We start from the raw sequence: 26,114 nt of genomic DNA, 5'->3' as shown, positions 1-26,114 counted from the left end.
ATTGTTAAAGAGCAGTTGCGATGCGGCTTTCAGCTCACTGTCGCGAGGTGGCGTATATTACACCTTCCCCCCTTCAGAGTCAAGCGTTTATTTTCGCTTTTCTCTGCCGGAATTCTCAGGAGAATCCCGCTGACCCGGCGGCGTGTTAGCCGTTGTTCCGTGTCAGTGGTGGCGCATTATAGGGAGTTATTCTGAAGAGACAAGCGGAAAATATAAAAAATTTATCGTTCGTTCAATTCTTAAGCAAGACACCTTAAAAACGACCATTCCGGTTGGAAATTAGACAAAAAGCGAGCCCCGAAGGGCTCGCTTGTCTTATTTACTGGACGGCGACAATCCGGTCTTCATTAACTTCCAGGCGAATAACTTTACCCGGAACCAATTCACCAGACAGTATTTGCTGTGCCAGCGGGTTTTCGATCTGCTGCTGGATAGCACGTTTCAGAGGACGTGCACCATAGACCGGATCGTAACCGTTCTCGCTCAGCAGTTTCAGCGCCTCGTCAGAAATGTGGATTTCATAACTACGTTCTTCCAGACGTTTGTACAGACGTTTCAACTGAATCTGCGCAATCGACGCAATGTGCTGTTCACCCAGCGGATGGAAGACCACCACCTCATCAATACGGTTAATAAACTCCGGACGGAAGTTATGGCTTACCACACCGAGCACCAGCTCTTTCATGTGCGCATAATCCAGTTCACCGAAGCGTTCCTGAATCAAATCGGAACCGAGGTTAGAGGTCATAATGACAACCGTATTACGGAAGTCGACCGTTCTCCCCTGCCCATCAGTCAGACGCCCATCATCCAGTACCTGCAACAGAATGTTGAAGACATCCGGATGCGCTTTTTCCACTTCATCCAGCAGGATGACGGAATACGGACGACGACGCACCGCTTCGGTCAGGTAGCCACCTTCTTCATAACCGACATATCCCGGAGGCGCACCAACCAGACGAGACACCGAGTGTTTCTCCATAAACTCGGACATATCGATACGGACCATCGCCTCGTCGCTATCAAACATAAAGTTCGCCAGCGCCTTACAAAGTTCAGTTTTCCCCACACCAGTTGGGCCGAGGAACAGGAATGAACCAATCGGGCGATTTGGATCCGCCAGCCCCGCACGGCTACGACGAATAGCGTTAGATACCGCATCAACCGCTTCGTTCTGACCAATAACGCGCTGGTGCAGTTCTTGCTCCATACGCAGCAGTTTTTCGCGCTCGCTTTCCATCATGCGAGAAACCGGAATCCCCGTCCAACGCGCCAGCACTTCAGCAATTTCGGCGTCGGTCACTTTATTACGCAACAGACGCATAGTTTTGCCTTCGAGCTGCGTTGCGGCTTCCAGTTGCTTTTCCAGTTCCGGGATTTTGCCGTATTGCAGTTCAGACATCCGCGCCAGGTCACCCACACGGCGAGCCTGTTCAATGGCGATTTTCGCCTGCTCCAGTTCCGCTTTAATGGTCTGTGTACCAGAGAGCGACGCTTTCTCTGCTTTCCACTCTTCTTCTAACTCGGAGTACTGACGTTCTTTGTCGCTCAGTTCTTCGTTGAGCATATCCAGGCGTTTTTTACTGGCTTCATCAGACTCTTTCATTAACGCCTGTTGTTCCAGTTTGAGCTGGATAATACGGCGATCAAGTCGGTCGAGTTCTTCCGGTTTTGAGTCAATCTGCATACGAATGCTGGATGCTGCTTCATCGATCAGGTCGATGGCTTTATCCGGCAGCTGACGGTCAGCAATGTAGCGATGAGACAATGTCGCCGCTGCAACAATTGCCGGGTCAGTAATTTGCACATGGTGGTGCAGCTCGTAACGTTCTTTCAGGCCACGCAGAATAGCAATGGTGTCTTCAACAGAAGGCTCGGCAACAAACACTTTCTGGAAGCGACGTTCCAACGCAGCATCTTTTTCGATGTACTGGCGATATTCGTCCAGCGTCGTAGCACCCACACAGTGCAGTTCACCACGCGCCAGTGCCGGTTTCAGCATATTCCCGGCGTCCATTGCGCCATCGGCTTTACCTGCGCCGACCATGGTATGTAATTCGTCGATAAACAGGATGACGTTGCCTTCCTGTTTGGAGAGATCGTTAAGCACGCCTTTTAAACGTTCTTCAAACTCACCGCGATATTTCGCCCCAGCCACCAGCGCACCCATATCCAGCGCCAGTACGCGGCGGCCTTTCAGCCCTTCCGGCACTTCACCATTAATAATACGCTGCGCCAGACCTTCAACGATGGCAGTTTTACCAACACCAGGCTCACCAATCAGCACCGGGTTATTTTTAGTACGACGTTGCAGTACCTGAATGGTACGGCGAATTTCTTCATCACGACCAATCACCGGATCGAGTTTGCCTTGTTCGGCTCGTTCGGTAAGGTCGATGGTGTATTTTTTCAAAGCCTGACGTTGGTCTTCAGCTCCTTGATCGTTCACGCTTTCACCTCCGCGCATTTGTTCAATCGCTTGAGTAATGTTGGCGGTGGTCGCCCCTGCTGCTTTCAGGATATCGGCCAGCGTGCCGCGAGACTCAAGTGCCGCCAGAACGAACAGTTCTGACGAGATAAAGTTATCACCACGTTTTTGCGCCAGCTTGTCGCAAAGATTAAGAACGCGCACCAGATCCTGTGATGGCTGGACATCGCCACCTGTACCTTCAACCTGTGGTAAACGGTTTAATGCCTGAGTGATATCTGTGCGCAACTGGCCAGCATTGATGCCAGCAGATGTTAATAAAGGACTAACCGAACCCCCTTCCTGATTCAGCAGGGCGCTCATTAAATGAAGTGGTTCGATGAATTGGTTGTCGTGCCCGAGTGCAAGTGATTGGGCATCGGCAAGAGCAAGCTGGAATTTATTAGTAAGACGATCCAGACGCATAACTCCTCCCATAACGGATCAAAGTTGCTACTGGAGATTAAATGAGGTCATCCCTCAATTATTCAAGGTTATTGACCAGATTAATGTGAAAAGAAAATCACGCGTACCGGATCGTCTTGATTCTTTAGGTTATATCAGCCAAATGAAACTTGCCATACGACCGGTGATCTTGTCGCGACGATAAGAGAAGAAAGTCTCATTTTCCGTATATGTACAACGGTCGCCGCCGAAAATTTGCTCAACACCAACGCTCGCCAGACGCTGTCGGGCAAGCTGATAAATATCCGCCAGATACTTATCACCATGCTGAATGAAAGCTGTACTCGCGTTGGCGTCTACTTCCATAAACGCCTCGCGAACCTCCGGCCCCACTTCAAACGCGCGTGGACCGATTGCCGGCCCCAACCAGGCAAGAATGTTTTCGGGCTTATCGGCAAAGCAGGAAACCGTCTCTTCCAGCACGCCTGCGCACAGTCCACGCCAGCCAGCATGGGCAGCCGCGACTTCCGTTCCTGCCCGATTGCAAAACAGCACAGGCAGGCAATCGGCTGTCATTACGGCACAAACCGTGCCGGGTGTGTTGCTATACGAGGCATCCGCCCGTTTTGAGGTATAAGGTTCGCCAGTAAGCTTAAGCACATCTTTACCGTGTACCTGCTCAAGCCAGACCGGTTTTGAAGGCAAATTACCCGCAGCAAAAAGCCGCTTGCGATTTTCCTCGACGTGCTCCGGGTTATCACCACAATGAGCACCGAGGTTGAGCGAGTCGTAGGGCGGCAAGCTCACGCCGCCGACACGGGTAGAGCTACAGGCCGCAACACCTTTTGGCAGCGGCCACTGCGGGACAATCAGCTTACTCATAACCAGTCCACTTCATCCTTATGCTCTTCGAAATCGGCGCGCATCACCTCAATCAGCTCCACCATATCTTGTGGAATAGGTGCATGCCATTCCATTTCAATGCCGGAGATCGGGTGATAAAGACGCAGCATGGTTGCATGAAGCGCCTGACGATCAAACTTACGCAGCGTGGAGATAAACGCTTCCGAAGCACCTTTTGGCGGACGCGGACGGCCACCATAAACCGGATCGCCCACCAGCGGATGGGTTATATGGGCCATATGCACGCGGATCTGGTGCGTACGTCCAGTTTCCAGACGCAGCCGCAGACGCGTGTGCACACGGAAGTGTTCCATAATGCGATAGTGAGTGACCGCCGGTTTGCCCATCGGATGCACCGCCATATGAGTTCGTTTGGTCGGATGGCGACTGATTGGCTCGTCCACCGTGCCACCAGCAGTCATATGACCAATTGCTACCGCTTCATACTCACGAGTAATTTCACGTCGTTGCAGAGATTCCACCAGGCGCGTCTGGGCTGGAACGGTTTTTGCCACAACCATGAGTCCAGTGGTGTCTTTATCCAGACGATGGACAATACCCGCACGCGGTACATCGGCAATGGGCGGATAGTAATGAAGCAACGCATTCAATACCGTGCCATCCGGGTTACCCGCGCCAGGATGTACCACCAGGTCGCGCGGTTTATTAATGACGATAATGTCTTCATCTTCATAGACGATATCCAGCGGGATATCCTGCGGTTCAAAACGCGCTTCTTCTTCAATCTCGGCGTTGATGGCCACCAGCTCGCCACCCAATACTTTTTCTTTCGGCTTATCACAAATTTTGCCGTTAACCAGCACGCGCTGGTCGAGGATCCATTCTTTTATTCGCGAACGTGAATAATCCGGGAACATTTCGGCTAAAGCCTGATCTAAGCGTTGACCGAGTTGGTTTTCGGACACTGTTGCAGTGAGTTCTACTCGTTGTGCCATATATACTGCTTCTTCGTTTATCGTTGGGGTTTTACGGCTTTGCCGTTTAATATAGTGTGCTATTGTAGCTGGTCTTAACCGGGAGCAGGAACAGAGAATCTCCCGTATTACATTTTGAGGAAAGTCAAAACGTCATGACGCGCATGAAATATCTGGTGGCAGCCGCCACACTAAGCCTGTTTTTGGCGGGTTGCTCGGGGTCAAAGGAAGAAGTACCTGATAATCCGCCAAATGAAATTTACGCGACTGCACAACAAAAGCTGCAGGACGGTAACTGGAGACAGGCAATAACGCAACTGGAAGCGTTAGATAATCGCTATCCGTTTGGTCCGTATTCGCAGCAGGTGCAGCTGGATCTCATCTACGCCTACTATAAAAACGCCGATCTGCCGTTAGCACAGGCTGCCATCGATCGTTTTATTCGCCTCAACCCGACCCATCCGAATATCGATTATGTCATGTACATGCGTGGCCTGACCAATATGGCGCTGGATGACAGTGCGCTGCAAGGGTTCTTTGGCGTTGACCGTAGCGATCGCGATCCTCAACATGCTCGAGCTGCGTTTAGTGACTTTTCCAAACTGGTGCGCGGCTATCCAAACAGCCAGTACACCACTGATGCAACCAAACGTCTGGTGTTCCTGAAAGATCGTCTGGCGAAATATGAATACTCCGTTGCAGAGTACTACACCGAACGTGGCGCATGGGTTGCCGTCGTCAACCGCGTCGAAGGCATGCTGCGTGACTACCCGGATACCCAGGCTACGCGTGATGCGCTGCCGCTGATGGAAAATGCTTACCGCCAGATGCAGATGAACGCTCAGGCTGAAAAAGTCGCGAAAATTATTGCCGCTAACAGCAGCAACACTTAACAGGTGTGATATACGCAAAACGGCAGCCCTGGAGCTGTCGTTTTTTTATTCGATTTGAACGCTAACTAAAGCGATTCAGTCGCGACTGATCCTATCAAATATGGCTCGCTTTGAGACATTCCTCAAGTAAAAAAACACCTCTTCCTGCGATTTCTCACAAAAAAACTTCGTTGACAAAAAGTGACAAAATTATGAGATTTTCATCACACATTTTGACATCAGGAGCGGTATGCTGAATTCACCAAGACGGGAAGACAAGAGGTAAAATTTATGACAATGAACATTACCAGCAAACAAATGGAAATTACTCCGGCAATCCGCCAACATGTCGAAGACCGTCTCGCCAAACTGGAAAAATGGCAAACGCACCTGATTAATCCGCATATCATTCTGTCCAAGGAACCACAGGGGTTCGTTGCTGACGCCACTATCAATACACCTAACGGCGTTCTGGTTGCCAGTGGTAAACATGAAGATATGTACACCGCTATTAACGAATTGATCAACAAGCTGGAACGGCAGCTCAATAAACTGCAGCACAAAGGCGAAGCACGTCGTGCCGCAACGTCGGTGAAAGACGCCAACTTCGTCGAAGAAGTTGAAGAAGAGTAGTCCTTTATATTGAGTGTATCGCCAACGCGCCTTCGGGCGCGTTTTTTGTTGACAGCATGAAAACAGTACGGGTACTGTACTGAAGTCGCTTAAGGAAACAAACATGAAACAAACGCCGTTTTTCTTCGCATTCTTTTTTACCTTCCCCTGAATGGGAGGCGTTTCGTCGTGTGAAACAGAATGCGAAGACGAACAATAAGGCCTCCCAAATCGGGAGGCCTTTTTTATTGATAACAAAAAAGGCAACACTATGACATCGGAAAACCCGTTACTGGCGCTGCGCGAGAAAATTAGCACGCTGGACGAAAAATTGCTGGCGTTACTGGCTGAGCGGCGCGAGCTAGCCGTTGAGGTGGGAAAAGCCAAACTCCTTTCTCATCGCCCGGTGCGTGATATCGATCGTGAGCGCGATTTGCTGGAAAGATTAATTACGCTTGGTAAGACACACCATCTGGATGCCCACTACATTACTCGCCTGTTCCAGCTCATCATTGAAGATTCCGTATTAACTCAGCAGGCTTTACTCCAGCAGCATCTCAATAAAATTAATCCGCACTCAGCCCGCATTGCTTTTCTCGGCCCCAAAGGTTCTTATTCCCATCTTGCGGCGCGCCAGTACGCTGCCCGTCACTTTGAGCAATTCATTGAAAGCGGCTGCGCCAAATTTGCCGATATTTTTAATCAGGTGGAAACCGGCCAGGCCGACTATGCTGTCGTACCGATTGAAAATACCAGCTCCGGTGCCATAAACGACGTTTACGATCTGCTGCAACATACCAGCTTATCGATTGTTGGCGAGATGACGTTAACTATCGACCATTGTTTGTTGGTCTCCGGCACTACTGATTTATCCACCATCAATACGGTCTACAGCCATCCGCAGCCGTTCCAGCAATGCAGCAAATTCCTTAACCGTTACCCGCACTGGAAGATTGAATATACCGAGAGTACGTCTGCGGCAATGGAAAAAGTTGCACAGGCAAAATCACCACATGTCGCTGCGCTGGGGAGCGAAGCTGGCGGTTCCTTGTACGGTTTACAGGTACTGGAGCGCATTGAGGCGAATCAACGACAAAACTTCACCCGATTTGTGGTGCTGGCACGTAAAGCCATTAACGTGTCTGACCAGGTTCCGGCAAAAACCACACTGTTAATGGCTACCGGACAACAAGCTGGTGCTCTGGTTGAAGCGTTGCTGGTATTGCGCAACCACAATCTGATTATGACCCGTCTGGAATCACGTCCGATTCACGGTAATCCGTGGGAAGAGATGTTTTATCTGGATATTCAGGCCAATCTTGAATCCGTGGAAATGCAAAAGGCGTTAAAAGAGTTAGGAGAAATAACCCGTTCAATGAAGGTATTGGGTTGTTACCCAAGTGAAAACGTAGTGCCTGTTGATCCAACCTGATGAAAAAAGCCGGATGATGTGAATCATCCGGCACAGAGTTATTACTGGCGGCTATCGTTCGCCTGACGCAATAATACGCGGCTTTCATTCTGGAAGCGTTGTGCGTAATCGCCGAACCAGTGCTCCACCTTGCGGAAGCTGTCAATAAACGCCTGCTTATCGCCCTGCTCCAGCAACTCAATCGCCTCACCAAAACGCTTATAGTAACGTTTGATCAACGCCAGATTACGTTCTGAAGACATAATAATATCGGCATAAAGCTGCGGATCCTGGGCAAACAGTCGCCCGACCATCGCCAACTCAAGACGATATATGGGCGAAGAGAGTGCCAGAAGCTGCTCAAGCTGAACATTTTCTTCTGCCAGATGCAGGCCATAAGCAAAAGTGGCAAAGTGGCGCAACGCCTGGATAAACGCCATATTCTGATCATGTTCGACGGCGCTAATGCGATGCAGTCGCGCGCCCCAGACCTGAATTTGTTCAAGAAACCATTGGTACGCTTCTGGCTGACGTCCATCACACCAGACCACGACCTGCTTCGCCAGGCTGCCGCTATCCGGACCAAACATCGGGTGAAGCCCCAGCACTGGACCATCATGCGCCGCCAGCATGGCCTGTAATGGTCCATTCTTCACTGATGCCAGATCGACCAGAATACAGTCTTGCGGTAAACGTGGTAATTTGCCAATGACTTGTTCAGTAACATGAATCGGTACACTGACAATCACCATACCGGCATCGGCAACAATCTCAGCCGCGCGATCCCAGTCATATTGTTCAAGAATCCGCACCTGATAGCCAGAGAGCGTCAACATCTTCTCGAACATGCGCCCCATCTGACCACCGCCACCAACAATGACTACCGGACGTAATGAAGGACAAAGCGTTTTAAATCCTTTGTCGTTTTCGCTGGAGTAGGACTCACGCATTACCCGACGCAGAACATCTTCAATCAGATCTGGCGGAACGCCGAGAGCTTCCGCCTCTGCGCGCCGCGAGGCCAGCATGGATGCCTCGCGCTCCGGTACATAAATGGGTAACCCAAAGCGGCTTTTCACTTCACCGACTTCAGCAACCAGTTCCAGACGCTTTGCTAATAAATTCAGCAGCTCTTTATCGACTTCATCAATTTGATCGCGTAATGCGGTCAACTCAGCAACCATAATAAACCTCTTAAGCCACGCGTGCCGTCAGCTGCCCATTCAGATCCTGATGAATTTCACGCAGCAAGGCATCGGTCATTTCCCAGCTTATGCAGGCATCTGTTACGGATACACCGTATTTCATTTCACTGCGTGGTTGCTCGGAAGACTGATTGCCTTCGTGGATGTTACTTTCGATCATCAGACCAATAATTGAGCGATTGCCATCTTTAATTTGGGCAACCACGGATTCTGCCACCGCAGGCTGACGGCGATAATCTTTATTGGAATTACCGTGGCTGCAATCTACCATCAGTGAGGGGCGCAGTCCCGCCTGTTCCATCTCTTTTTCACATTGCGCGATATCCGCCGGGCTATAGTTCGGTGCTTTTCCGCCACGCAGAATCACATGTCCGTCCGGATTACCCTGAGTTTGCAGCAGCGCCACCTGCCCTGCCTGATTAATACCAACAAAGCGATGCGGTTGTGCAGCGGCACGCATAGCATTAATTGCTGTCGCCAGACTGCCATCAGTGCCGTTTTTAAAACCAACCGGCATGGAAAGCCCGGATGCCATTTCACGGTGCGTTTGCGATTCCGTGGTACGAGCACCAATTGCCGACCAGCTAAACAGATCACCCAAATATTGCGGGCTGTTTGGATCTAACGCTTCCGTCGCCAACGGTAATCCCATATCTACCAGTTCCAACAGCAACTTACGTGCAATCTTTAATCCTGTTTCAACATCAAAGGAGCCATCCATATGTGGATCGTTAATCAACCCTTTCCAGCCAACAGTGGTACGGGGCTTTTCAAAATAGACGCGCATCACCAAATAGAGACTATCGCTGACCTCTGCGGCAAGGGCTTTAAATCGACGAGCATATTCCAGTGCGGTTTCAGGATCATGAATGGAGCAAGGACCACACACCACCAGCAGCCGGGGATCGCGCCCAGCGATGATATCTGAAATAGTTTTACGCGAATCAGCAATCTGGGCCTCTTGTTGTCGGCTTAATGGAAAAGCTGCCTTCAACTGTTCCGGGGTCATCAGAACCTGTTCGTCGGTAATATGTACGTTGTTCAGCGCGTCTTTTTGCATGATGGCGATCCTGTTTATGCTCGTTTGCGATAGTTGATCCTCAGCGAGGATGACGCAACGATATCACAACAAGTAAAGATTTCAATCCATGTTTAGTAAATAATAGTTTACACCAGCAATTCATATACGTTTTAACCACCAATAAATGTACAAATAAATTTACATACACAATAAAAACAATCCGCTATGCTTTGAAAAAGGAGAAAAAACAATGAAACACTTTATCGCCCCTTTGTTAGCTTTGGTTGTTAGCGGCTGTCAGATTGATCCCTATACTCACGCACCAACCTTGACCAGCACTGACTGGTATGATGTTGGTATGGAAGATGCGATATCAGGCGTTGCTATAAAAAATGACGATGCTTTTAACGATTCACAGGCTGATCGGGGGATATATCTTAAAGGATATGCCGAAGGGCAAAAGAAAACCTGCCAGGTCGATTTTACTTATGTCCGAGGGCTTTCCGGTAAAAGTTTCCCTGCCAGCTGCAACAATGTAGAAAATGCCAGCCAATTGCATGAAGTATGGCAAAAAGGAGCTGATGAAAATGCCCGCACGATGAAACTTAATTAATTTAAATCCCACCACAAAATTAATCATAAGATTTAACTTATTCGATTTTTAATTCTCTTCTGGATGACGACCACACAAAAGAATGATATTTTAATGAACATTCTGAAAAATTTTCGATGCGTTTCGAGCGAAGATGGTGAGGATCCCTGAATGCGCTTTTCTCACCTACTGTTCTTACTGCTGCTATTCCTTCTGGCAGGCGCGCCATTACTCGCTCAGGAAACCACTGACGTTACGAAAAATGTGCGTTTAATGGTTTCCGGTATCGTAAGCTACACTCGCTGGCCGACGGTATCTGGTCCACCAAGACTATGTATTTTTTCATCTTCACGATTTAGCACCGCCCTGCAAGAGAAAGGTGCGACGCCTTTGCCTTACCTGCCTGTCATCGTTAACAACAAACAAGAGGCGATGATTTCAGGCTGCAATGGTTTTTATTTTGGCAGCGAATCACCGACATTCCAGACAGAATTAATCGAACAATATCCGTCTAAGGCGTTATTATTAATTGCCGAACAAAATACCGAGTGCATTATTGGCAGCGCATTTTGTCTGGTCATCAACAATAATAACGTCAGGTTTGCCGTAAACCTGGATGCCTTATCGCGTAGTGGTGTTAAGGTCAACCCGGATGTCTTAATGCTCGCACGGAAGAAAAACGATGGATAACGATAATTCTCTTCATAAGCGCCCCACGTTTAAAAGAGCATTACGCAACATCAGCATGACCAGCATATTTATCACTATGACGCTGATCTGGCTGCTGCTTTCCGTGACGTCAGTGCTAACCCTGAAACAATACGCGCAAAAAAACCTGGCACTAACCGCTGCAACAATGACTTACAGCCTGGAAGCTGCGGTCGTTTTTGCCGATGGTCCTGCAGCAACAGAAACTCTGGCCGCACTAGGTCAGCAAGGCCAATTTTCAACCGCAGAAGTGCGTGATAATCAGCAAAACATTATTGCTTCCTGGCACTACACTGCCAGAGAACCGGGAGATACCTTCAGTAATTTCATTAGTCACTGGCTCTTTCCGGCTCCCGTCATTCAGCCGATTCGCCACAATGGCGAAACCATTGGCGAAGTGCAGTTAACCGCACGCGACAGCTCAATTAGCCATTTTATCTGGTTTTCACTCGCTGTCCTGACTGCATGTATTCTGCTGGCATCAGGCATCGCGATTACCCTCACCCGCCATTTGCACAATGGTCTGGTTGAAGCGTTAAAAAACATCACCGATGTCGTACATGATGTGCGTTCCAACCGCAATTTTTCCCGACGAGTTTCGGAAGAACGTATCGCAGAGTTTCACCGCTTCGCTCTCGACTTCAACAGTCTGCTAGATGAAATGGAAGAGTGGCAGCTTCGTTTACAGGCCAAAAATGCGCAGCTTCTACGTACCGCGCTACATGACCCATTAACCGGGCTGGCTAACCGCGCAGCGTTTCGTAGCGGCATCAACACGTTGATGAACAGTACTGATGCCCGAAAAACGTCGGCATTACTGTTTCTTGATGGCGATAATTTCAAATATATCAATGATACCTGGGGTCATGCGACGGGAGATCAGGTCTTAATTGAAGTGGCAAAACGATTAGCTGAATTTGGTGGGCTGCGACATCAGGCATACCGCATTGGCGGCGATGAATTCGCTATGGTCCTCTATGGCGTGCAGTCAGAATCTGAAGTGCAGCGGATTTGCACGGCACTGACACAAATTTTTAATCGACCATTCGATCTTAATAATGGCCATCAAACCACTATGACATTAAGCATTGGTTACGCGATGACCATTGAGCACGTCTCCGCCGAAAAATTACAAGAGCTGGCCGACCATAATATGTATCAGGCCAAACACCAGCGCGCTAAAAAGCTGGTGAAATAACAAGGAAATATCTACATGATAAAGCAACTGGTAGTTCCCCTGGTGTTCTCTTCACTGATACTGACTGGCTGCCAGTCACCACAAGGGAAGTTTACTCCAGAACAAGTCGCCGCTATGCAGTCTTATGGTTTTACTGAATCCGCTGGCGACTGGTCGCTGGGCTTATCTGATACCATTCTGTTTGCTAAAAATGACTACAAACTGCTCCCGGAAAGTCAGCAACAGATCCAGACCATGGCCGCAAAACTGACCTCCACGGGCTTAACCCATGCCCGTATGGATGGACATACCGACAATTACGGCGAAGACAGTTACAACGAAGCTTTATCGCTGAAGCGGGCAAATGTCGTCGCCGATGCGTGGGCAGAAGGTGGACAAATTCCTCGCAGCAATCTCACCACTCAGGGCTTAGGGAAAAAATACCCCATCGCCAGTAACAAGACCGCACAGGGTCGCGCCGAGAACCGCCGCGTCGCTGTGGTGATTAGTGCACCGTAAACGCAATTTCAATAAATAAAAAAAGGGCCAGCCAATTGGCCAGCCCTTCTTAACAGGATGTCGCTTAAGCGAAATCTTAGTTAAGACGCTCTTTGATACGAGCAGCCTTACCAGTACGCTCACGCAGGTAGTACAGTTTAGCTTTACGAACAGCACCACGACGTTTGACAGAAATGCTGTCAACTACCGGAGAGTGAGTCTGGAAGACACGCTCAACGCCTTCGCCGTTGGAAATTTTACGAACAGTGAATGCAGAGTGCAGACCGCGGTTACGAATAGCGATAACCACGCCCTCGAATGCCTGCAGACGTTTTTTGGAACCTTCAACAACCCATACTTTCACTTCCACGGTATCACCCGGACGGAAGGAAGGTACGTCCTGCTTCATCTGCTCTTGTTCAAGTTGCTTAATAATGTTGCTCATAATTTAATCTCTTATCCTGGGTAAACTGATATCTCGGGGGCTTACGCCATCCCATCATGTTTATGTTGCTGTTGTGCGTGTTCCGTTTTGAACTCCGCCAGCAACCTTGCTTGCTCTTCAGTCAGAGCCAGGTTTTCCAGAAGTTCAGGTCTTCTAAGCCAGGTACGGCCCAGCGACTGTTTCAAACGCCAGCGACGTATCTCGGCATGGTTGCCCGACAGTAACACTGACGGAACTTCCATCCCTTCTAACACCTCAGGCCGCGTATAGTGCGGGCAATCCAGCAATCCTTCAGCAAAGGAATCTTCCGTTGCTGAGGCTTCATGTCCCAGTACTCCCGGAATAAACCGGGAAACAGAGTCAATCAGCGTCATTGCTGGTAACTCACCACCACTGAGAACGTAATCGCCGATTGACCATTCTTCGTCAATTTCGGTTTGGATCACGCGCTCATCTATACCTTCGTAGCGACCGCACACCAGAATCAATTTTTGATTCGTTGCCAGTTCGCTGACGCCCGCTTGATCAAGCTTGCGTCCCTGTGGTGACAGATAAATCACCTTTGCGCCTTCACCCGCCGCGGCTTTTGCTGCATGAATGGCGTCCCGCAAAGGTTGCACCATCATTAACATCCCCGGTCCGCCACCGTAAGGACGATCGTCCACGGTACGGTGCCGGTCATGCGTGAAGTCGCGAGGACTCCAACTCTGGATGCTCAGCAGGCCATTTTTAACTGCCCGGCCAGTTACCCCGTAATCGGTAATTGCGCGGAACATTTCAGGAAACAGGCTAATTATGCCAATCCACATAGCGCCGTCTTTTACCGTTTATCCGGTGGTTTAAAAACCAGGATCCCAATCTACTTCGATTGAACGAGTAGTGAGATCGACTTTCTTGATAACCTGCCCATCGAGGAACGGTACGAGACGTTCCTTGATACCAAACGCATCTTTCAGGTTTGCCTTAATGACGAGAACGTCATTGGATCCGGTTTCCATCATGTCAATGACTTTACCGAGATCGTAGCCTTCAGTGGTTACTACCTGGCAGCCCATCAGGTCTTTCCAGTAGTAGTCGCCCTCTTCAAGCTGAGGCAGTTGCGATGAATCCACGACAATTTCACAATTCGTCAGAAGGTTCGCCGCATCACGATCGTCAACGCCTTTCAGCTTGATGATCATGTCCTGATTGTGGTGCTTCCAGCTTTCCAGCTGGACTTGCTGCCACTGACCCGCCTTCTGGATAAACCAGGGCTGATAGTCAAAAATGCTTTCGGCGTCTTCGGTGGAAGAAAACACTCTGAGCCACCCACGAATACCGTAAGACGAACCCATTTTTCCCAAAACGATGGGATCAACAGGTGCTTGCGCGGTGAGTTGTTTGCTCATCATGACCACCGTGACAGATTAAGCTGCTTTGTTTACTTCTTTGATCAGCGCAGCAACGCGATCAGAAATAGTTGCGCCCTGGCCAACCCAGTGAGCGATGCGATCCAGATCCAGGCGAGTGCCTTCTTCTTTTTCGCTAGCGATTGGGTTGAAGAAACCAACGCGCTCGATGAAGCGACCGTTGCGTGCATTACGGCTGTCAGCGACAACAACCTGGTAGAACGGACGCTTTTTAGCGCCGTGACGTGCTAAACGAATAGTTACCATAACATCCTCTTGTGTGAATAAAACAACCGGACCCCATCGAGGAACGGAGTCCGGTGTCATATTAAAAGCCCGAAAATTTTACTGATTTCTGGAGAAAATGCAATCAGCAGTTAATAACTCTGTCGCATAAGGTCATTTAGCGACCAGGAAATCCCGGTGGCATCATCCCTTTCATGCTTCTCATCATCTTCGCCATTCCGCCCTTCTTCATTTTCTTCATCATGCGCTGCATGTCGTCGAACTGCTTCAGAAGGCGGTTAACGTCCTGCACCTGCATACCGCAACCGGCAGCGATACGACGCTTACGCGAACCTTTGATGATTTCTGGCTTAGCGCGCTCTTTCATCGTCATCGAGTTGATGATGGCTTCCATACGCACCAGCACTTTATCGTCCATCTGCGACTTGACGTTATCCGGGATCTGCCCCATGCCCGGCAGCTTGCCCATTAGGCTGGCCATGCCGCCCATATTTTTCATCTGGCGCAGCTGCTCAAGGAAGTCGTTGAGATCGAAGCCGTCGCCTTTTTTCAGCTTGCTGGCTAATTTCTCTGCCTGCGCACGGTCAACTTTGCTTTCGATATCTTCGATCAGCGACAGAACATCGCCCATGCCGAGAATACGGGAAGCGATACGGTCCGGGTGGAACGGCTCCAGCGCCTCTGTTTTCTCGCCAACACCGAGGAACTTGATAGGCTTGCCAGTGATGTGACGAATAGAGAGCGCCGCACCGCCGCGGGCATCGCCGTCCACTTTGGTCAACACTACGCCGGTAAGCGGTAACGCTTCATTGAATGCTTTTGCCGTATTGGCAGCATCCTGACCGGTCATGGCGTCAACCACAAACAGGGTTTCAACCGGATTAATCGACGCATGGACTTGTTTGATCTCGTCCATCATCGCTTCGTCAACGTGCAGACGACCGGCGGTATCCACCAGCAGAACGTCGTAGAATTTCAGTTTGGCTTCTTTCAGCGCCGCGTTAACGATATCTACCGGTTTCTGACCAACATCAGAAGGGAAGAAATCAACGCCCACCTGCTCTGCCAACGTCTCAAGCTGTTTGATTGCCGCCGGACGATAAACGTCGGCAGAAACAACCAGCACTTTCTTCTTGTGCTTCTCGCGCAGGAACTTACCGAGTTTGCCCACGCTGGTTGTTTTACCGGCACCTTGCAGGCCCGCCATCAGCACGACCGCAGGCGGTTGCGCAGCCAGATTCAGGGTCTGGTTCTCTTCGCCCATCGCCGCAACCAGTTCGTTACGGACGATTTTGACGAACTCCTGCCCCGGCGTCAGGCTCTTATTAACTTCATGACCAACCGCTTTCTCTTTTACGCGATTGATAAACTCACGCACTACCGGCAGAGCGACGTCCGCCTCCAGCAGCGCCATGCGCACTTCGCGCAGCGTATCTTTTACGTTGTCTTCAGTGAGGCGTCCACGGCCACTGATATTGCGCAGCGTGCGCGACAAACGATCGGTTAAATTATCAAACATTGTCTCTCGCCTGGGGTGGAAACGGTTGGCCGCAATCGCGACACATCATCAGTATTTTGCCGCAGTATAACATGAAGGCGTCTTTGTTGTTATGCAACGGTTGGAGCAGCGTTCACCTGACGCTATACTGCTTCTCTTTCTTATTGCTCAAACTGTCGACATTACTATGCCCGTTTTTGCTCTGCTCGCGCTTGTCGCCTACTCCGTCAGTCTTGCGCTGATTGTTCCCGGTCTGCTGCAAAAAAACGGCGGCTGGCGGCGCATGGCTATTATTTCTGCGGTCATCGCGCTGGTCTGCCACGCAATCGCTCTGGAAGCCCGCATCCTGCCCGACGGTGATAGCGGACAAAACCTCAGCCTGCTGAATGTTGGTTCATTGGTCAGTTTGATGATCTGTACGGTAATGACCATTGTGGCTTCTCGCAATCGTGGCTGGTTGCTGCTACCCATTGTCTATGCCTTTGCGCTTATCAACCTGGCGCTGGCGACCTTCATGCCCAATGAATACATCACCCATCTGGAAGCCACGCCCGGGATGCTGGTGCACATTGGCTTATCGCTCTTTTCCTACGCCACGCTGATAATTGCCGCCCTGTACGCGTTGCAACTGGCATGGATTGATTACCAACTGAAGAACAAAAAGTTGGCATTCAGTCAGGAAATGCCGCCATTGATGAGTATCGAGCGTAAAATGTTCCATATTACGCAGATTGGCGTGGTGCTGTTAACGCTTACTCTTTGCACTGGCCTGTTCTACATGCACAACTTATTTAGCATGGAAAATATCGACAAGGCTGTGCTCTCTATCGTGGCGTGGTTTGTCTATATTGTGCTGCTGTGGGGACATTATCATGAAGGATGGCGTGGACGCCGCGTCGTCTGGTTTAACGTCGCGGGTGCAGTCATTCTGACACTGGCCTACTTCGGCAGCCGAATTGTTCAGCAGTTAATCAGCTAAACCCAGAAAAGGAGTTTCCCCTGGAACACATTTCTACTACTACGTTGATCATTATTCTGATCATCATGGTGGTCATTTCAGCCTATTTTTCCGGGTCCGAAACCGGAATGATGACACTCAACCGCTATCGTCTGCGGCATATGGCAAAACAGGGCAATCGCTCGGCCAAACGCGTCGAAAAATTGCTGCGTAAGCCAGACCGCCTGATAAGCCTGGTGTTAATCGGCAATAACCTGGTCAATATTCTTGCCTCCGCGCTCGGCACTATTGTTGGGATGCGTTTGTACGGCGATGCGGGCGTGGCAATTGCGACTGGTGTGCTGACTTTTGTCGTACTGGTTTTTGCTGAGGTATTGCCGAAAACCATTGCCGCGCTGTACCCGGAAAAAGTCGCTTATCCGAGTAGTTTTCTGTTAGCACCGCTGCAAATTTTGATGATGCCGCTGGTCTGGTTGCTGAACGCTATTACCCGCATGTTAATGCGCATGATGGGCATCAAAACCGATATCGTGGTTAGCGGCTCTTTGAGCAAAGAAGAGTTGCGCACCATCGTGCACGAATCGCGCTCACAAATTTCCCGTCGCAATCAGGATATGCTGCTTTCGGTACTCGATCTGGAAAAAATGACTGTCGATGACATCATGGTGCCGCGCAGTGAAATTATCGGTATTGATATCAATGATGACTGGAAATCGATTCTGCGCCAACTCTCCCACTCACCTCACGGGCGCATCGTGCTCTACCGTGATTCGCTGGACGACGCCATCAGTATGCTGCGTGTGCGTGAAGCCTGGCGGTTGATGTCGGAGAAAAAAGAGTTCACCAAAGAAACCATGCTACGCGCCGCGGACGAGATCTATTTTGTCCCGGAAGGCACGCCACTCAGCACGCAGCTGGTCAAGTTTCAGCGCAACAAAAAGAAAGTCGGCCTGGTCGTCAACGAGTATGGAGACATTCAGGGGCTGGTGACGGTTGAAGATATTCTGGAAGAGATAGTCGGTGATTTCACCACATCCATGTCGCCAACACTTGCCGAAGAAGTCACTCCGCAAAACGACGGTTCGGTGATTATCGATGGCACCGCCAACGTGCGAGAAATTAACAAAGCCTTTAACTGGCATCTACCGGAAGATGATGCTCGAACCGTTAATGGCGTCATTCTTGAAGCGCTGGAAGAGATCCCTGTCGCTGGCACCCGCGTACGTATTGGCGAGTACGATATCGATATTCTCGACGTTCAGGACAATATGATTAAGCAGGTAAAAGTTTTTCCTGTAAAACCGCTGCGCGAGAGTGTGGCGGAGTAACGAAAACGGCCCGGCATTCGCATGCTGGGCCGTGATTTATTACGAAAACAAAAATTAAGCTTTTGCTTTCGCTACAGTAACCATCGCTGCGCGAATCGTACGACCATTCAGCGTATAACCCTTCTGCATAATGCCCAGTACGTTACCTGGCGCAACGTCATCAGATTCCACCATTGCGATGGCCTGATGCACATTCGGGTCCAGCGGCACGTTAGTTTCGGCGATCACTTCAACGCCAAACTTACGCACAACATCCAGCATCGACTTCAGCGTCAGCTCAATGCCTTCAACCATCGCGGACATATCCGGGTTAGCTTTATCAGCCACTTCCAGCGCACGATCCAGGCTATCAATCACCGGCAGTAATTCGTTGATGAATTTCTCCAGCGCGAATTTGTGGGCTTTTTCGATATCCAGTTCAGTACGACGACGCAGGTTTTCCATTTCGGCTTTTACGCGCAAAATACCGTCACGTTCACGGGTCTGAGCTTCAGCCAGCTGAGCTTCGAGATTCGCAATTTTTTCATCGCGCGGATCCACCTGCTCAGCAGAAGCTTCTGGCTCAACTGCCTCAATCTCTTCGTGCTGATCCATGATAATTTCTTCCGGGGCTTGCCCCTCAGGCGTTTTCTGTTCTTTACTACTCATGAATTTCTCCGCGTTTTTTTCGCATTCATCTCGCTAACTTCGCTTATTATGGGGATCAGTTTCAGGGTTTCAAGGGAAGCACTCACATTGTCATCAATCTTCGCAACAAGGACCTCGGAAAAATGAATAATCATTTCAAGTGTATTGGCATTGTGGGACACCCACGGCACCCTACTGCACTGACAACACATGAAATGCTCTACCGCTGGCTGTGCACAAAAGGTTACGAGGTCATCGTTGAGCAACAAATCGCTCACGAACTGCAACTGAAGAATGTGAAAACTGGCACGCTCGCGGAGATTGGGCAACTGGCTGATCTCGCGGTAGTTGTTGGAGGCGACGGTAATATGCTGGGCGCGGCGCGCACACTCGCCCGTTACGATATTAAAGTTATTGGAATCAACCGTGGCAACCTGGGTTTCCTGACTGACCTTGACCCCGATAACGCCCAGCAACAATTAGCCGATGTGCTGGAAGGCCACTACATCAGCGAGAAACGTTTTTTGCTGGAAGCACAAGTCTGCCAGCAAGATTGCCAGAAACGCATCAGCACAGCGATTAACGAAGTGGTACTTCACCCAGGCAAAGTTGCGCATATGATTGAGTTCGAAGTATATATCGACGAGATCTTTGCGTTTTCTCAGCGTTCTGATGGTTTGATTATTTCGACACCTACAGGCTCCACTGCCTATTCCCTCTCGGCAGGGGGACCAATACTGACGCCTTCTCTGGATGCAATAACCCTGGTGCCAATGTTCCCGCATACGTTGTCAGCGCGGCCGCTGGTGATAAACAGCAGCAGCACTATCCGTCTGCGTTTTTCGCATCGCCGTAACGACCTGGAAATCAGCTGCGACAGTCAGATAGCACTGCCGATTCAGGAAGGTGAAGATGTCCTGATTCGTCGCTGTGATTATCATCTGAATCTGATTCATCCGAAAGATTACAGCTATTTCAATACATTAAGCACCAAGCTCGGCTGGTCAAAAAAATTATTCTAATTTTACGCCAGCCTCTTTACTGTATATAAAACCAGTCTATACTGTACGCAATAACAGTAATGGTTTTTCATACAGGAAAACGACTATGTTGGCACAACTGACCATCAGCAACTTTGCTATCGTTCGTGAGCTTGAGATTGATTTTCACAGCGGCATGACCGTAATAACCGGTGAAACCGGCGCGGGTAAATCTATTGCGATAGATGCCCTCGGCCTTTGTCTCGGTGGTCGCGCTGAAGCCGACATGGTGCGTACCGGCGCTGCTCGCGCTGACCTGTGCGCCCGTTTTTCACTGAAAGATACGCCAGCGGCTCTGCGCTGGCTGGAAGAAAACCAACTGGAAGATGGCCGTGAATGCCTGCTTCGTCGCGTAATCAGTAGCGATGGTCGCTCCCGTGGTTTCATCAACGGTACAGCTGTTCCTCTGTCACAACTGCGCGAACTGGGTCAGTTGCTGATTCAGATCCATGGTCAGCACGCTCATCAATTACTCACCAAATCCGAGCACCAAAAATTCCTGCTTGATGGCTATGCCAATGAAACCTCTCTGCTCCAGGAAATGACCGTACGTTATCAGTTGTGGCATCAAAGCTGCCGCGACCTCGCGCACCATCAACAACTAAGTCAGGAACGCGCCGCCCGTGCGGAACTGCTGCAATACCAATTAAAAGAACTTAACGAATTTAATCCGCAGCCCGGAGAGTTTGAGCAAATTGACGAAGAGTACAAACGTCTGGCGAACAGCGGTCAATTACTGACTACCAGCCAAAATGCATTGGCATTAATGGCCGACGGTGAAGACGCAAACCTGCAAAGTCAGCTTTACACGGCTAAACAGCTGGTGAGCGAATTGATTGGCATGGACAGCAAACTGTCCGGCGTACTTGATATGCTGGAAGAAGCTTCCATCCAGATTGCTGAAGCCAGCGACGAACTGCGCCACTACTGCGATCGTCTGGATCTCGACCCCAACCGACTGTTTGAACTTGAACAGCGCATCTCAAAACAGATTTCACTGGCACGTAAACATCACGTCAGCCCTGAGGCATTGCCACAGTATTACCAGTCGCTACTGGAAGAACAGCAGCAACTGGACGATCAGGCCGACTCACAAGAAACGCTCGCGCTGGCGGTAACGAAACATCATCAGCAAGCACTGGAAACGGCACGCGCGTTACACCAGCAACGCCAGCATTATGCAAATGAGTTGGCACAGCTGATCACCGATAGTATGCATGCACTCTCTATGCCGCATGGGCAGTTTACGATTGATGTTAAATTTGATGAGCATCACCTGGGCATTGACGGTGCCGATCGTATTGAGTTTCGGGTAACCACCAACCCAGGTCAGCCAATGCAGCCTATTGCAAAAGTCGCATCCGGTGGTGAATTGTCCCGCATCGCATTGGCAATCCAGGTCATTACCGCGCGTAAAATGGAAACCCCGGCACTGATTTTTGATGAAGTGGATGTAGGGATTAGCGGCCCGACAGCGGCAGTCGTCGGCAAACTGCTACGTCAGCTTGGCGAATCAACCCAAGTGATGTGCGTTACCCATTTGCCGCAAGTCGCAGGATGCGGTCATCAACACTATTTTGTCAGCAAAGAAACCGATGGCGCGATGACCGAAACTCATATGGAGTCGCTGGACAAAAAAGCGCGGTTACAGGAGCTGGCGCGCCTGCTTGGTGGCAGTGAAGTCACACGTAACACACTGGCGAATGCGAAAGAACTGCTTGCGGCGTAAACTTTTTTCCTGCTTCACGGTCAGAGTAAACAGCAAAACGCCGTAAGACCGGAAAGCAAAAGGTTTTAAAGTGATGAAAGGTCTATTATCATCGGCATATTACAGATGAGCCACGTACTGCTCGGGCCCGAAAAGGAATCAAATCACTATGCGCTGTAAAACGCTGACTGCTGCAGCAGCAGTACTATTGATGTTGACCGCAGGCTGTTCCACTCTGGAGCGAGTGGTTTACCGTCCTGACATCAACCAGGGGAACTATCTGACCGCTAACGACGTATCCAAAATACGTGTTGGCATGACGCAACAACAAGTTGCGTACGCATTGGGTACACCGCTGATGTCCGATCCATTTGGTACGAATACCTGGTTCTATGTGTTCCGTCAGCAACCAGGTCATGAAGGTGTAACGCAGCAAACGCTGACGCTGACCTTTAACAGCAGCGGTGTGTTGACCAATATTGATAACAAACCTGCGCTGACTGGCAACGAATAAAATTTGCCGTTTATAGCGATTAAAAAAGGTGCTCAGTGAGCACCTTTTTTCTGGCTGTTATTTATTCGCCGATTTTTCTGCTCGTTGCCTGCGAAGCTCTTTCGGATCGGCAATCAGCGGGCGATAAATCTCCACCCGATCACCGTCGTGCACGGTATCGCTCAGTTTCGTCGGACGACTGTAAATACCGACTTTATTTTTAGTTAAATCGATATCAGTTCGCAGTTCCAGCAAACCACTTGCACGAATCGCCTCTTCAACCGTCGCGCCCTCCTGCAATCTTACCCGTTGCAGGTATTGTTTCTCGGGTAATGCGTAAGCCACCTCAACGGCAATTTTACCTGGCACTGTAGACCTCTTTTGCACGAACAGTAAAAGCCTGCACCATATTAGCTGCCAGCTCTTTAAACACGCGACCAAAGGCGAGTTCAATCAACTTATTGGTAAACTCAAAGTCGAGATGAAACTCAATACGGCACGCGTCCTGGCTCAACGGCGTAAACTTCCAGCCGCCGATCAATTTCTTAAACGGTCCATCAACCAGACTCATGAGGATACTTTGGTTACTGGTCAACTGGTTGCGGGTTGTAAACGTTTTGCTGATCCCAGCCTTAGACACATCTACCGCAGCGGTCATCTGCCCAGGAGTGGACTCCAGAATCCGGCTTCCAGTACACCCTGGTAAAAACTGAGGATAAGACTGAACGTCATTCACTAACTGATACATTTGCTCCGCGCTGTAGGGTACCAGTGCGGTCCGGCTAATCTGAGGCATAACAATTTCCATCAACAAAAATCCAACAAATAATATCATTTATCCTGCAGTAAAAAAAACGCTATCCCGGCGCTGGGTAACATCCGGTTCATGCTAAGATAGAGCCTTGTCCCCCGCAGGATTGATATGGGGTATTTTCGATTTCAGATTACCGATGATTCACGACGCTTATGACGAAGAAAAAAGCACATAAACCTGGTTCAGCGACCATCGCGCTTAACAAGCGCGCCCGTCACGAATACTTTATTGAAGAAGAGTTCGAAGCGGGACTTGCCCTGCAGGGCTGGGAAGTTAAATCCCTGCGCGCAGGAAAAGCCAATATTAGCGACAGCTATGTCCTTCTGCGCGACGGAGAAGCGTTCCTGTTTGGAGCAAACATCACGCCGATGGCAGTGGCTTCCACGCACGTGGTGTGCGACCCTACTCGCACCCGCAAACTGCTTCTCAACCAGCGCGAACTTGACTCTCTCTATGGCCGAGTGAACCGTGAAGGTTATACCGTAGTGGCGCTCTCCCTGTACTGGAAAAATGCCTGGTGCAAAGTAAAAATCGGCGTCGCGAAAGGTAAGAAACAACACGATAAACGTTCTGATATCAAAGAACGCGAATGGCAGGTTGATAAAGCACGTATCATGAAAAACGCGCACCGTTAAACCTATCTAAGCGATACTAATCAAATCTTCACCGCGCCTCCCTATTCGGTGGCGCGAATGAACATCTTGTCGACTGTCAAATCTGACACAGATGCAGCCATCCCATTGCTTAATCGAAGAAAAATCATACTATGCAGGCGCTAATTCCAGGATGATAACGCCTTTGGGGCTAGTCATGGCGCTCAAAAATCTGGTATACTTAACGTTACACATTGGGGCTGATTCTGGATTCGACGGGATTTGCGAAACCCAAGGTGCATGCCGAGGGGCGGTTGGCCTCGTAAAAAGCCGCAAAAAATAGTCGCAAACGACGAAAACTACGCTTTAGCAGCTTAATAACCTGCTTAGAGCCCTCTCTCCCTAGCCTCCGCTCTTAGGACGGGGATCAAGAGAGGTCAAACCCAAAAGAGATCGCGTGGAAGCCCTGCCTGGGGTTGAAGCGTTAAAACTTAATCAGGCTAGTTTGTTAGTGGCGTGTCCGTCCGCAGCTGGCAAGCGAATGTAAAGACTGACTAAGCATGTAGTACCGAGGATGTAGGAATTTCGGACGCGGGTTCAACTCCCGCCAGCTCCACCAAATAAATCAAGGGGTTACGTGAAAACGCAGCCCCTTTTTACTTGGGTAGTGGCAGCAAAATGGCGACGGATTTAACGCTCCCGTATTGCTGTTTCTGCTTTACACTCACAGTCTTCTCTCTCCTTTTTCAATAGAGCGAAAACCATCGCTAATAGAACAAATGTCTGGCTGTATTCTCTGTTTAGCCCGGGAAGAATCGCAGAAAGGTGAGGTCACATATTCAACCTCAAATGCTTGCCCCCCGAACATTACATTGAAATGGGTTAACCATTCCTGTCGGGCTCCTGCGTCTCCAGTAATAGCTGCCAGAGCTGATTGACGATGCCTCAAACAGTCTGACCTTCACTCTTCGTCGTCTGTTCTCTTCATTGCAGACAGATACACTGGCGTTGAATGAACGTGTCGCCAGCCTGGATAGTGAAATTACAGCACTATAGTAGTCACAATAGACCATTTACTGTCATTTATTAACGCTCCGTGGTGTAGGAGCTCTGATTACTGCAGCGCTTATCAGTGAAGTTTATGCCACTCAATTCTCAAGTGGGCGATAATTATCGGTATGGTATGGCTGGTTCCCCGGCAGCACAGCTCGGGCGGAAAGCAGCCGCTATCTTCTGTGACGAAAAATGGCAACCGGAGTCTGAGAACGTTCATTATTTATAGTGCCCGGCAGTAATGCGATGCGCAAAAAAACATGATGGCAATCCGGGTCGATGGTTGCAAAAACTTGAATCCCCTCGTGGTTTTCTGTAAGCAACTGTTTCTCTGGCAGATAAACTGCCCCAAACGATCTGGCGCGTACTGACTCAGTTAATTTTAATATGAATTTTTGTTTCCATAATAATAATCCTGTACCGTTGCGTATTCACGCGCTGAGAGAAAAAGGTCCGAAACGATGAGGCGATGCTGTATTTGCATCAGCATCGTTATCAGAAATAAGAACTATTGGGATAGGTTCTTATTGAGGAGGGCACTTACATCTAACGATGTGGGAGTTAATATACAATTTTTCGAAATGTCATATATAAATTTAATGTCCCCCCAAAAAACACACCATCAATGATCCCAGTTAACAAACCAAAAACAAGATTAAAATTAAGTACGTTTTTCAAATCCGGTTCAACATTGAGAAAAAAAATCAACGTGAATTTTGTCGCAAAAGCAATAATAATAAATATCAGCGTCAACGGTGTACCAGGCCGGATAATTAAATTCGTTCCCTCTTTGATTTTTAAACGCGGAGTAGTACGCCAGAGCAGCCAGCCAACGCTACCGCCGATGATCAGCCCTGCCAACATTGAGATCCCCCCCCAACGCGGGAATGCCAGCTCGTTAATCACACCGCTCCCCCCCCAAAAAAGAAAGATTAGCGGCAACAAGAAAAGACGTTTAACTTCCATTTCCCGGTCATTCAATGCGTTTATCCCTCTCACAATGAGAAAAATAAGCAGAATCCAGACCCATAAAGGAGTTCCGGTCAAAATGTTCAATAATGACATATTATTCACCATGGTGTTTGACGCGATAAAAGTATCGCATGATGTTAGGAAG

28 protein-coding genes, 1 other RNA gene and 1 other annotated feature are annotated in these 26,114 nt (G+C 49.4%); of the genes, 15 read left to right on the top strand and 14 right to left on the bottom strand.

What is annotated here, in order from left to right; genetic code table 11:
• Positions 1-319 precede the first annotated feature (319 nt).
• From clpB to rluD, 3 genes are all read right to left on the bottom strand, one after another.
• Positions 320-2,893 (bottom strand): ATP-dependent chaperone ClpB, encoded by a 2,574-nt coding sequence (gene clpB, locus D9734_RS13675; RefSeq protein WP_130208159.1) that lies wholly within the window; start codon positions 2,891-2,893, stop codon positions 320-322.
• 129 nt (positions 2,894-3,022) lie between these two features.
• Positions 3,023-3,754 (bottom strand): purine nucleoside phosphorylase YfiH, encoded by a 732-nt coding sequence (gene yfiH / locus D9734_RS13670; protein WP_130208157.1) that lies wholly within the window; start codon positions 3,752-3,754, stop codon positions 3,023-3,025.
• The gene (gene rluD / locus D9734_RS13665; RefSeq protein WP_130208155.1) at positions 3,751-4,731 is read right to left on the bottom strand and encodes a 23S rRNA pseudouridine(1911/1915/1917) synthase RluD; all 981 of its coding nucleotides are present in this window, start codon (positions 4,729-4,731) and stop codon (positions 3,751-3,753) included. The genes yfiH and rluD overlap by 4 nt, the downstream gene beginning before the upstream one ends.
• Positions 4,732-4,865: 134 nt before the next feature.
• Here rluD and bamD point away from each other — a divergent pair, with 134 nt between their 5' ends.
• The 4 genes from bamD to pheA all read left to right on the top strand — a co-directional run bounded on the left by bamD (position 4,866) and on the right by pheA (position 7,626).
• Complete coding sequence (gene bamD, locus D9734_RS13660) at positions 4,866-5,603, top strand: outer membrane protein assembly factor BamD (RefSeq protein WP_000197686.1); 738 nt, start codon at positions 4,866-4,868, stop codon at positions 5,601-5,603.
• 270 nt (positions 5,604-5,873) lie between these two features.
• Entirely contained in the window at positions 5,874-6,215 is a 342-nt protein-coding gene (gene raiA, locus D9734_RS13655) for a ribosome-associated translation inhibitor RaiA (protein WP_000178461.1), read from the top strand.
• A gap of 102 nt (positions 6,216-6,317) precedes the next feature.
• Positions 6,318-6,443: a sequence feature (Phe leader region), on the top strand.
• A complete protein-coding gene (pheL, locus tag D9734_RS13650; RefSeq protein ID WP_100229775.1) occupies positions 6,319-6,366 on the top strand; it encodes a pheA operon leader peptide PheL in 48 nt (15 codons plus the stop codon). (Overlaps the previous feature by 48 nt.)
• Positions 6,444-6,465: 22 nt before the next feature.
• Positions 6,466-7,626 carry a bifunctional chorismate mutase/prephenate dehydratase gene (gene pheA / locus D9734_RS13645; RefSeq protein ID WP_130208153.1) on the top strand — a complete coding sequence of 387 codons (1,161 nt, stop codon included), beginning with the start codon at positions 6,466-6,468 and terminating at the stop codon, positions 7,624-7,626.
• Positions 7,627-7,667: 41 nt separating this feature from the next.
• Here the strand turns inward: pheA and tyrA are convergent, their stop codons facing one another.
• Together tyrA and aroF are read right to left on the bottom strand one after the other, a co-directional pair.
• Positions 7,668-8,789, bottom strand: coding sequence for a bifunctional chorismate mutase/prephenate dehydrogenase (gene tyrA / locus D9734_RS13640; RefSeq protein ID WP_130208151.1), 1,122 nt, complete (start codon positions 8,787-8,789; stop codon positions 7,668-7,670).
• A 10-nt stretch (positions 8,790-8,799) separates the two neighbouring features.
• Complete coding sequence (aroF, locus tag D9734_RS13635) at positions 8,800-9,870, bottom strand: 3-deoxy-7-phosphoheptulonate synthase AroF (protein WP_130208149.1); 1,071 nt, start codon at positions 9,868-9,870, stop codon at positions 8,800-8,802.
• 211 nt (positions 9,871-10,081) lie between these two features.
• Here aroF and D9734_RS13630 point away from each other — a divergent pair, with 211 nt between their 5' ends.
• From D9734_RS13630 to D9734_RS13615, 4 genes are all read left to right on the top strand, one after another.
• Positions 10,082-10,444: a DUF2799 domain-containing protein gene (locus D9734_RS13630; RefSeq protein ID WP_130208147.1), complete on the top strand. Its 363-nt coding sequence runs from the start codon at positions 10,082-10,084 to the stop codon at positions 10,442-10,444.
• 150 nt (positions 10,445-10,594) lie between these two features.
• Positions 10,595-11,113 (top strand): YfiR family protein, encoded by a 519-nt coding sequence (locus D9734_RS13625; RefSeq protein WP_130208145.1) that lies wholly within the window; start codon positions 10,595-10,597, stop codon positions 11,111-11,113.
• Positions 11,106-12,329 (top strand): diguanylate cyclase DgcN, encoded by a 1,224-nt coding sequence (gene dgcN / locus D9734_RS13620; protein ID WP_130208143.1) that lies wholly within the window; start codon positions 11,106-11,108, stop codon positions 12,327-12,329. The genes D9734_RS13625 and dgcN overlap by 8 nt, the downstream gene beginning before the upstream one ends.
• Before the next feature lie 15 nt (positions 12,330-12,344).
• Positions 12,345-12,827: an OmpA family protein gene (locus D9734_RS13615; RefSeq protein ID WP_064529888.1), complete on the top strand. Its 483-nt coding sequence runs from the start codon at positions 12,345-12,347 to the stop codon at positions 12,825-12,827.
• Between the two features lie 76 nt (positions 12,828-12,903).
• Here D9734_RS13615 and rplS read toward each other — a convergent pair whose 3' ends face one another.
• The 5 genes from rplS to ffh all read right to left on the bottom strand — a co-directional run bounded on the left by rplS (position 12,904) and on the right by ffh (position 16,404).
• Positions 12,904-13,251, bottom strand: a complete 348-nt coding sequence (rplS, locus tag D9734_RS13610) for a 50S ribosomal protein L19 (protein WP_000065253.1) — start codon at positions 13,249-13,251, stop codon at positions 12,904-12,906.
• Positions 13,252-13,292: 41 nt separating this feature from the next.
• Entirely contained in the window at positions 13,293-14,060 is a 768-nt protein-coding gene (gene trmD / locus D9734_RS13605; RefSeq protein WP_000264781.1) for a tRNA (guanosine(37)-N1)-methyltransferase TrmD, read from the bottom strand.
• Between the two features lie 30 nt (positions 14,061-14,090).
• Complete coding sequence (rimM, locus tag D9734_RS13600) at positions 14,091-14,639, bottom strand: ribosome maturation factor RimM (RefSeq protein ID WP_000043330.1); 549 nt, start codon at positions 14,637-14,639, stop codon at positions 14,091-14,093.
• An 18-nt stretch (positions 14,640-14,657) separates the two neighbouring features.
• The gene (gene rpsP / locus D9734_RS13595) at positions 14,658-14,906 is read right to left on the bottom strand and encodes a 30S ribosomal protein S16 (protein WP_000256450.1); all 249 of its coding nucleotides are present in this window, start codon (positions 14,904-14,906) and stop codon (positions 14,658-14,660) included.
• 136 nt (positions 14,907-15,042) lie between these two features.
• The gene (ffh, locus tag D9734_RS13590) at positions 15,043-16,404 is read right to left on the bottom strand and encodes a signal recognition particle protein (RefSeq protein WP_000460035.1); all 1,362 of its coding nucleotides are present in this window, start codon (positions 16,402-16,404) and stop codon (positions 15,043-15,045) included.
• Between the two features lie 166 nt (positions 16,405-16,570).
• Here ffh and D9734_RS13585 point away from each other — a divergent pair, with 166 nt between their 5' ends.
• Both D9734_RS13585 and D9734_RS13580 read left to right on the top strand, forming a co-directional pair.
• Positions 16,571-17,362, top strand: coding sequence for an inner membrane protein YpjD (locus tag D9734_RS13585; RefSeq protein ID WP_024165303.1), 792 nt, complete (start codon positions 16,571-16,573; stop codon positions 17,360-17,362).
• 20 nt (positions 17,363-17,382) lie between these two features.
• Entirely contained in the window at positions 17,383-18,669 is a 1,287-nt protein-coding gene (locus D9734_RS13580; RefSeq protein WP_010723175.1) for an HlyC/CorC family transporter, read from the top strand.
• Between the two features lie 54 nt (positions 18,670-18,723).
• Here the strand turns inward: D9734_RS13580 and grpE are convergent, their stop codons facing one another.
• On the bottom strand, positions 18,724-19,317 hold the full coding sequence (grpE, locus tag D9734_RS13575; protein WP_001296310.1) for a nucleotide exchange factor GrpE: 594 nt from the start codon (positions 19,315-19,317) through the stop codon (positions 18,724-18,726).
• Positions 19,318-19,439: 122 nt separating this feature from the next.
• Here grpE and nadK point away from each other — a divergent pair, with 122 nt between their 5' ends.
• The 3 genes from nadK (at position 19,440) to bamE (ending at position 22,558) form a co-directional block, all read left to right on the top strand.
• On the top strand, positions 19,440-20,318 hold the full coding sequence (gene nadK / locus D9734_RS13565; RefSeq protein WP_001059169.1) for an NAD(+) kinase: 879 nt from the start codon (positions 19,440-19,442) through the stop codon (positions 20,316-20,318).
• Positions 20,319-20,403: 85 nt separating this feature from the next.
• Complete coding sequence (gene recN / locus D9734_RS13560; protein WP_130208141.1) at positions 20,404-22,065, top strand: DNA repair protein RecN; 1,662 nt, start codon at positions 20,404-20,406, stop codon at positions 22,063-22,065.
• 148 nt (positions 22,066-22,213) lie between these two features.
• A complete protein-coding gene (bamE, locus tag D9734_RS13555) occupies positions 22,214-22,558 on the top strand; it encodes an outer membrane protein assembly factor BamE (RefSeq protein WP_064529892.1) in 345 nt (114 codons plus the stop codon).
• A 57-nt stretch (positions 22,559-22,615) separates the two neighbouring features.
• Here bamE and D9734_RS13550 read toward each other — a convergent pair whose 3' ends face one another.
• Both D9734_RS13550 and ratA read right to left on the bottom strand, forming a co-directional pair.
• Positions 22,616-22,906 (bottom strand): RnfH family protein, encoded by a 291-nt coding sequence (locus D9734_RS13550; RefSeq protein ID WP_130208139.1) that lies wholly within the window; start codon positions 22,904-22,906, stop codon positions 22,616-22,618.
• A complete protein-coding gene (ratA, locus tag D9734_RS13545; RefSeq protein ID WP_001339419.1) occupies positions 22,896-23,333 on the bottom strand; it encodes a type II toxin-antitoxin system toxin RatA in 438 nt (145 codons plus the stop codon). The genes D9734_RS13550 and ratA overlap by 11 nt, the downstream gene beginning before the upstream one ends.
• 170 nt (positions 23,334-23,503) lie before the next feature.
• Here ratA and smpB point away from each other — a divergent pair, with 170 nt between their 5' ends.
• The gene (gene smpB / locus D9734_RS13540) at positions 23,504-23,986 is read left to right on the top strand and encodes an SsrA-binding protein SmpB (RefSeq protein ID WP_000162574.1); all 483 of its coding nucleotides are present in this window, start codon (positions 23,504-23,506) and stop codon (positions 23,984-23,986) included.
• A gap of 214 nt (positions 23,987-24,200) precedes the next feature.
• Positions 24,201-24,563: a transfer-messenger RNA gene (gene ssrA, locus D9734_RS13535) on the top strand.
• Positions 24,564-25,558: 995 nt separating this feature from the next.
• On the opposite strand, the gene D9734_RS13525 is transcribed toward ssrA, so the two are convergent.
• Positions 25,559-26,062 carry a DUF6622 family protein gene (locus tag D9734_RS13525; protein WP_130208135.1) on the bottom strand — a complete coding sequence of 168 codons (504 nt, stop codon included), beginning with the start codon at positions 26,060-26,062 and terminating at the stop codon, positions 25,559-25,561.
• Positions 26,063-26,114: the final 52 nt, after the last annotated feature.

The sequence above is a fragment of the Escherichia sp. E14S1 genome, from assembly GCF_004211995.1.
Classification (GTDB): domain Bacteria; phylum Pseudomonadota; class Gammaproteobacteria; order Enterobacterales; family Enterobacteriaceae; genus Escherichia.
Note: the sequence above shows the minus strand (reverse complement) of the source record. Positions and strands in the feature narration are given on the sequence as shown.

Bases quoted from the DNA above. Each gene is read 5' to 3' on its own strand.
- clpB (WP_130208159.1), bottom strand. From the start codon at position 2,893: ATGCGTCTGGATCGTCTTACTAATAAATTCCAGCTTGCTCTTGCCGAT.
- yfiH (WP_130208157.1), bottom strand. From the start codon at position 3,754: ATGAGTAAGCTGATTGTCCCGCAGTGGCCGCTGCCAAAAGGTGTTGCG.
- rluD (WP_130208155.1), bottom strand. From the start codon at position 4,731: ATGGCACAACGAGTAGAACTCACTGCAACAGTGTCCGAAAACCAACTC.
- bamD (WP_000197686.1), top strand. From the start codon at position 4,866: ATGACGCGCATGAAATATCTGGTGGCAGCCGCCACACTAAGCCTGTTT.
- raiA (WP_000178461.1), top strand. From the start codon at position 5,874: ATGACAATGAACATTACCAGCAAACAAATGGAAATTACTCCGGCAATC.
- pheA (WP_130208153.1), top strand. From the start codon at position 6,466: ATGACATCGGAAAACCCGTTACTGGCGCTGCGCGAGAAAATTAGCACG.
- tyrA (WP_130208151.1), bottom strand. From the start codon at position 8,789: ATGGTTGCTGAGTTGACCGCATTACGCGATCAAATTGATGAAGTCGAT.
- aroF (WP_130208149.1), bottom strand. From the start codon at position 9,870: ATGCAAAAAGACGCGCTGAACAACGTACATATTACCGACGAACAGGTT.
- D9734_RS13630 (WP_130208147.1), top strand. From the start codon at position 10,082: ATGAAACACTTTATCGCCCCTTTGTTAGCTTTGGTTGTTAGCGGCTGT.
- D9734_RS13625 (WP_130208145.1), top strand. From the start codon at position 10,595: ATGCGCTTTTCTCACCTACTGTTCTTACTGCTGCTATTCCTTCTGGCA.
- dgcN (WP_130208143.1), top strand. From the start codon at position 11,106: ATGGATAACGATAATTCTCTTCATAAGCGCCCCACGTTTAAAAGAGCA.
- D9734_RS13615 (WP_064529888.1), top strand. From the start codon at position 12,345: ATGATAAAGCAACTGGTAGTTCCCCTGGTGTTCTCTTCACTGATACTG.
- rplS (WP_000065253.1), bottom strand. From the start codon at position 13,251: ATGAGCAACATTATTAAGCAACTTGAACAAGAGCAGATGAAGCAGGAC.
- trmD (WP_000264781.1), bottom strand. From the start codon at position 14,060: ATGTGGATTGGCATAATTAGCCTGTTTCCTGAAATGTTCCGCGCAATT.
- rimM (WP_000043330.1), bottom strand. From the start codon at position 14,639: ATGAGCAAACAACTCACCGCGCAAGCACCTGTTGATCCCATCGTTTTG.
- rpsP (WP_000256450.1), bottom strand. From the start codon at position 14,906: ATGGTAACTATTCGTTTAGCACGTCACGGCGCTAAAAAGCGTCCGTTC.
- ffh (WP_000460035.1), bottom strand. From the start codon at position 16,404: ATGTTTGATAATTTAACCGATCGTTTGTCGCGCACGCTGCGCAATATC.
- D9734_RS13585 (WP_024165303.1), top strand. From the start codon at position 16,571: ATGCCCGTTTTTGCTCTGCTCGCGCTTGTCGCCTACTCCGTCAGTCTT.
- grpE (WP_001296310.1), bottom strand. From the start codon at position 19,317: ATGAGTAGTAAAGAACAGAAAACGCCTGAGGGGCAAGCCCCGGAAGAA.
- nadK (WP_001059169.1), top strand. From the start codon at position 19,440: ATGAATAATCATTTCAAGTGTATTGGCATTGTGGGACACCCACGGCAC.
- recN (WP_130208141.1), top strand. From the start codon at position 20,404: ATGTTGGCACAACTGACCATCAGCAACTTTGCTATCGTTCGTGAGCTT.
- bamE (WP_064529892.1), top strand. From the start codon at position 22,214: ATGCGCTGTAAAACGCTGACTGCTGCAGCAGCAGTACTATTGATGTTG.
- ratA (WP_001339419.1), bottom strand. From the start codon at position 23,333: ATGCCTCAGATTAGCCGGACCGCACTGGTACCCTACAGCGCGGAGCAA.
- smpB (WP_000162574.1), top strand. From the start codon at position 23,504: ATGACGAAGAAAAAAGCACATAAACCTGGTTCAGCGACCATCGCGCTT.
- D9734_RS13525 (WP_130208135.1), bottom strand. From the start codon at position 26,062: ATGTCATTATTGAACATTTTGACCGGAACTCCTTTATGGGTCTGGATT.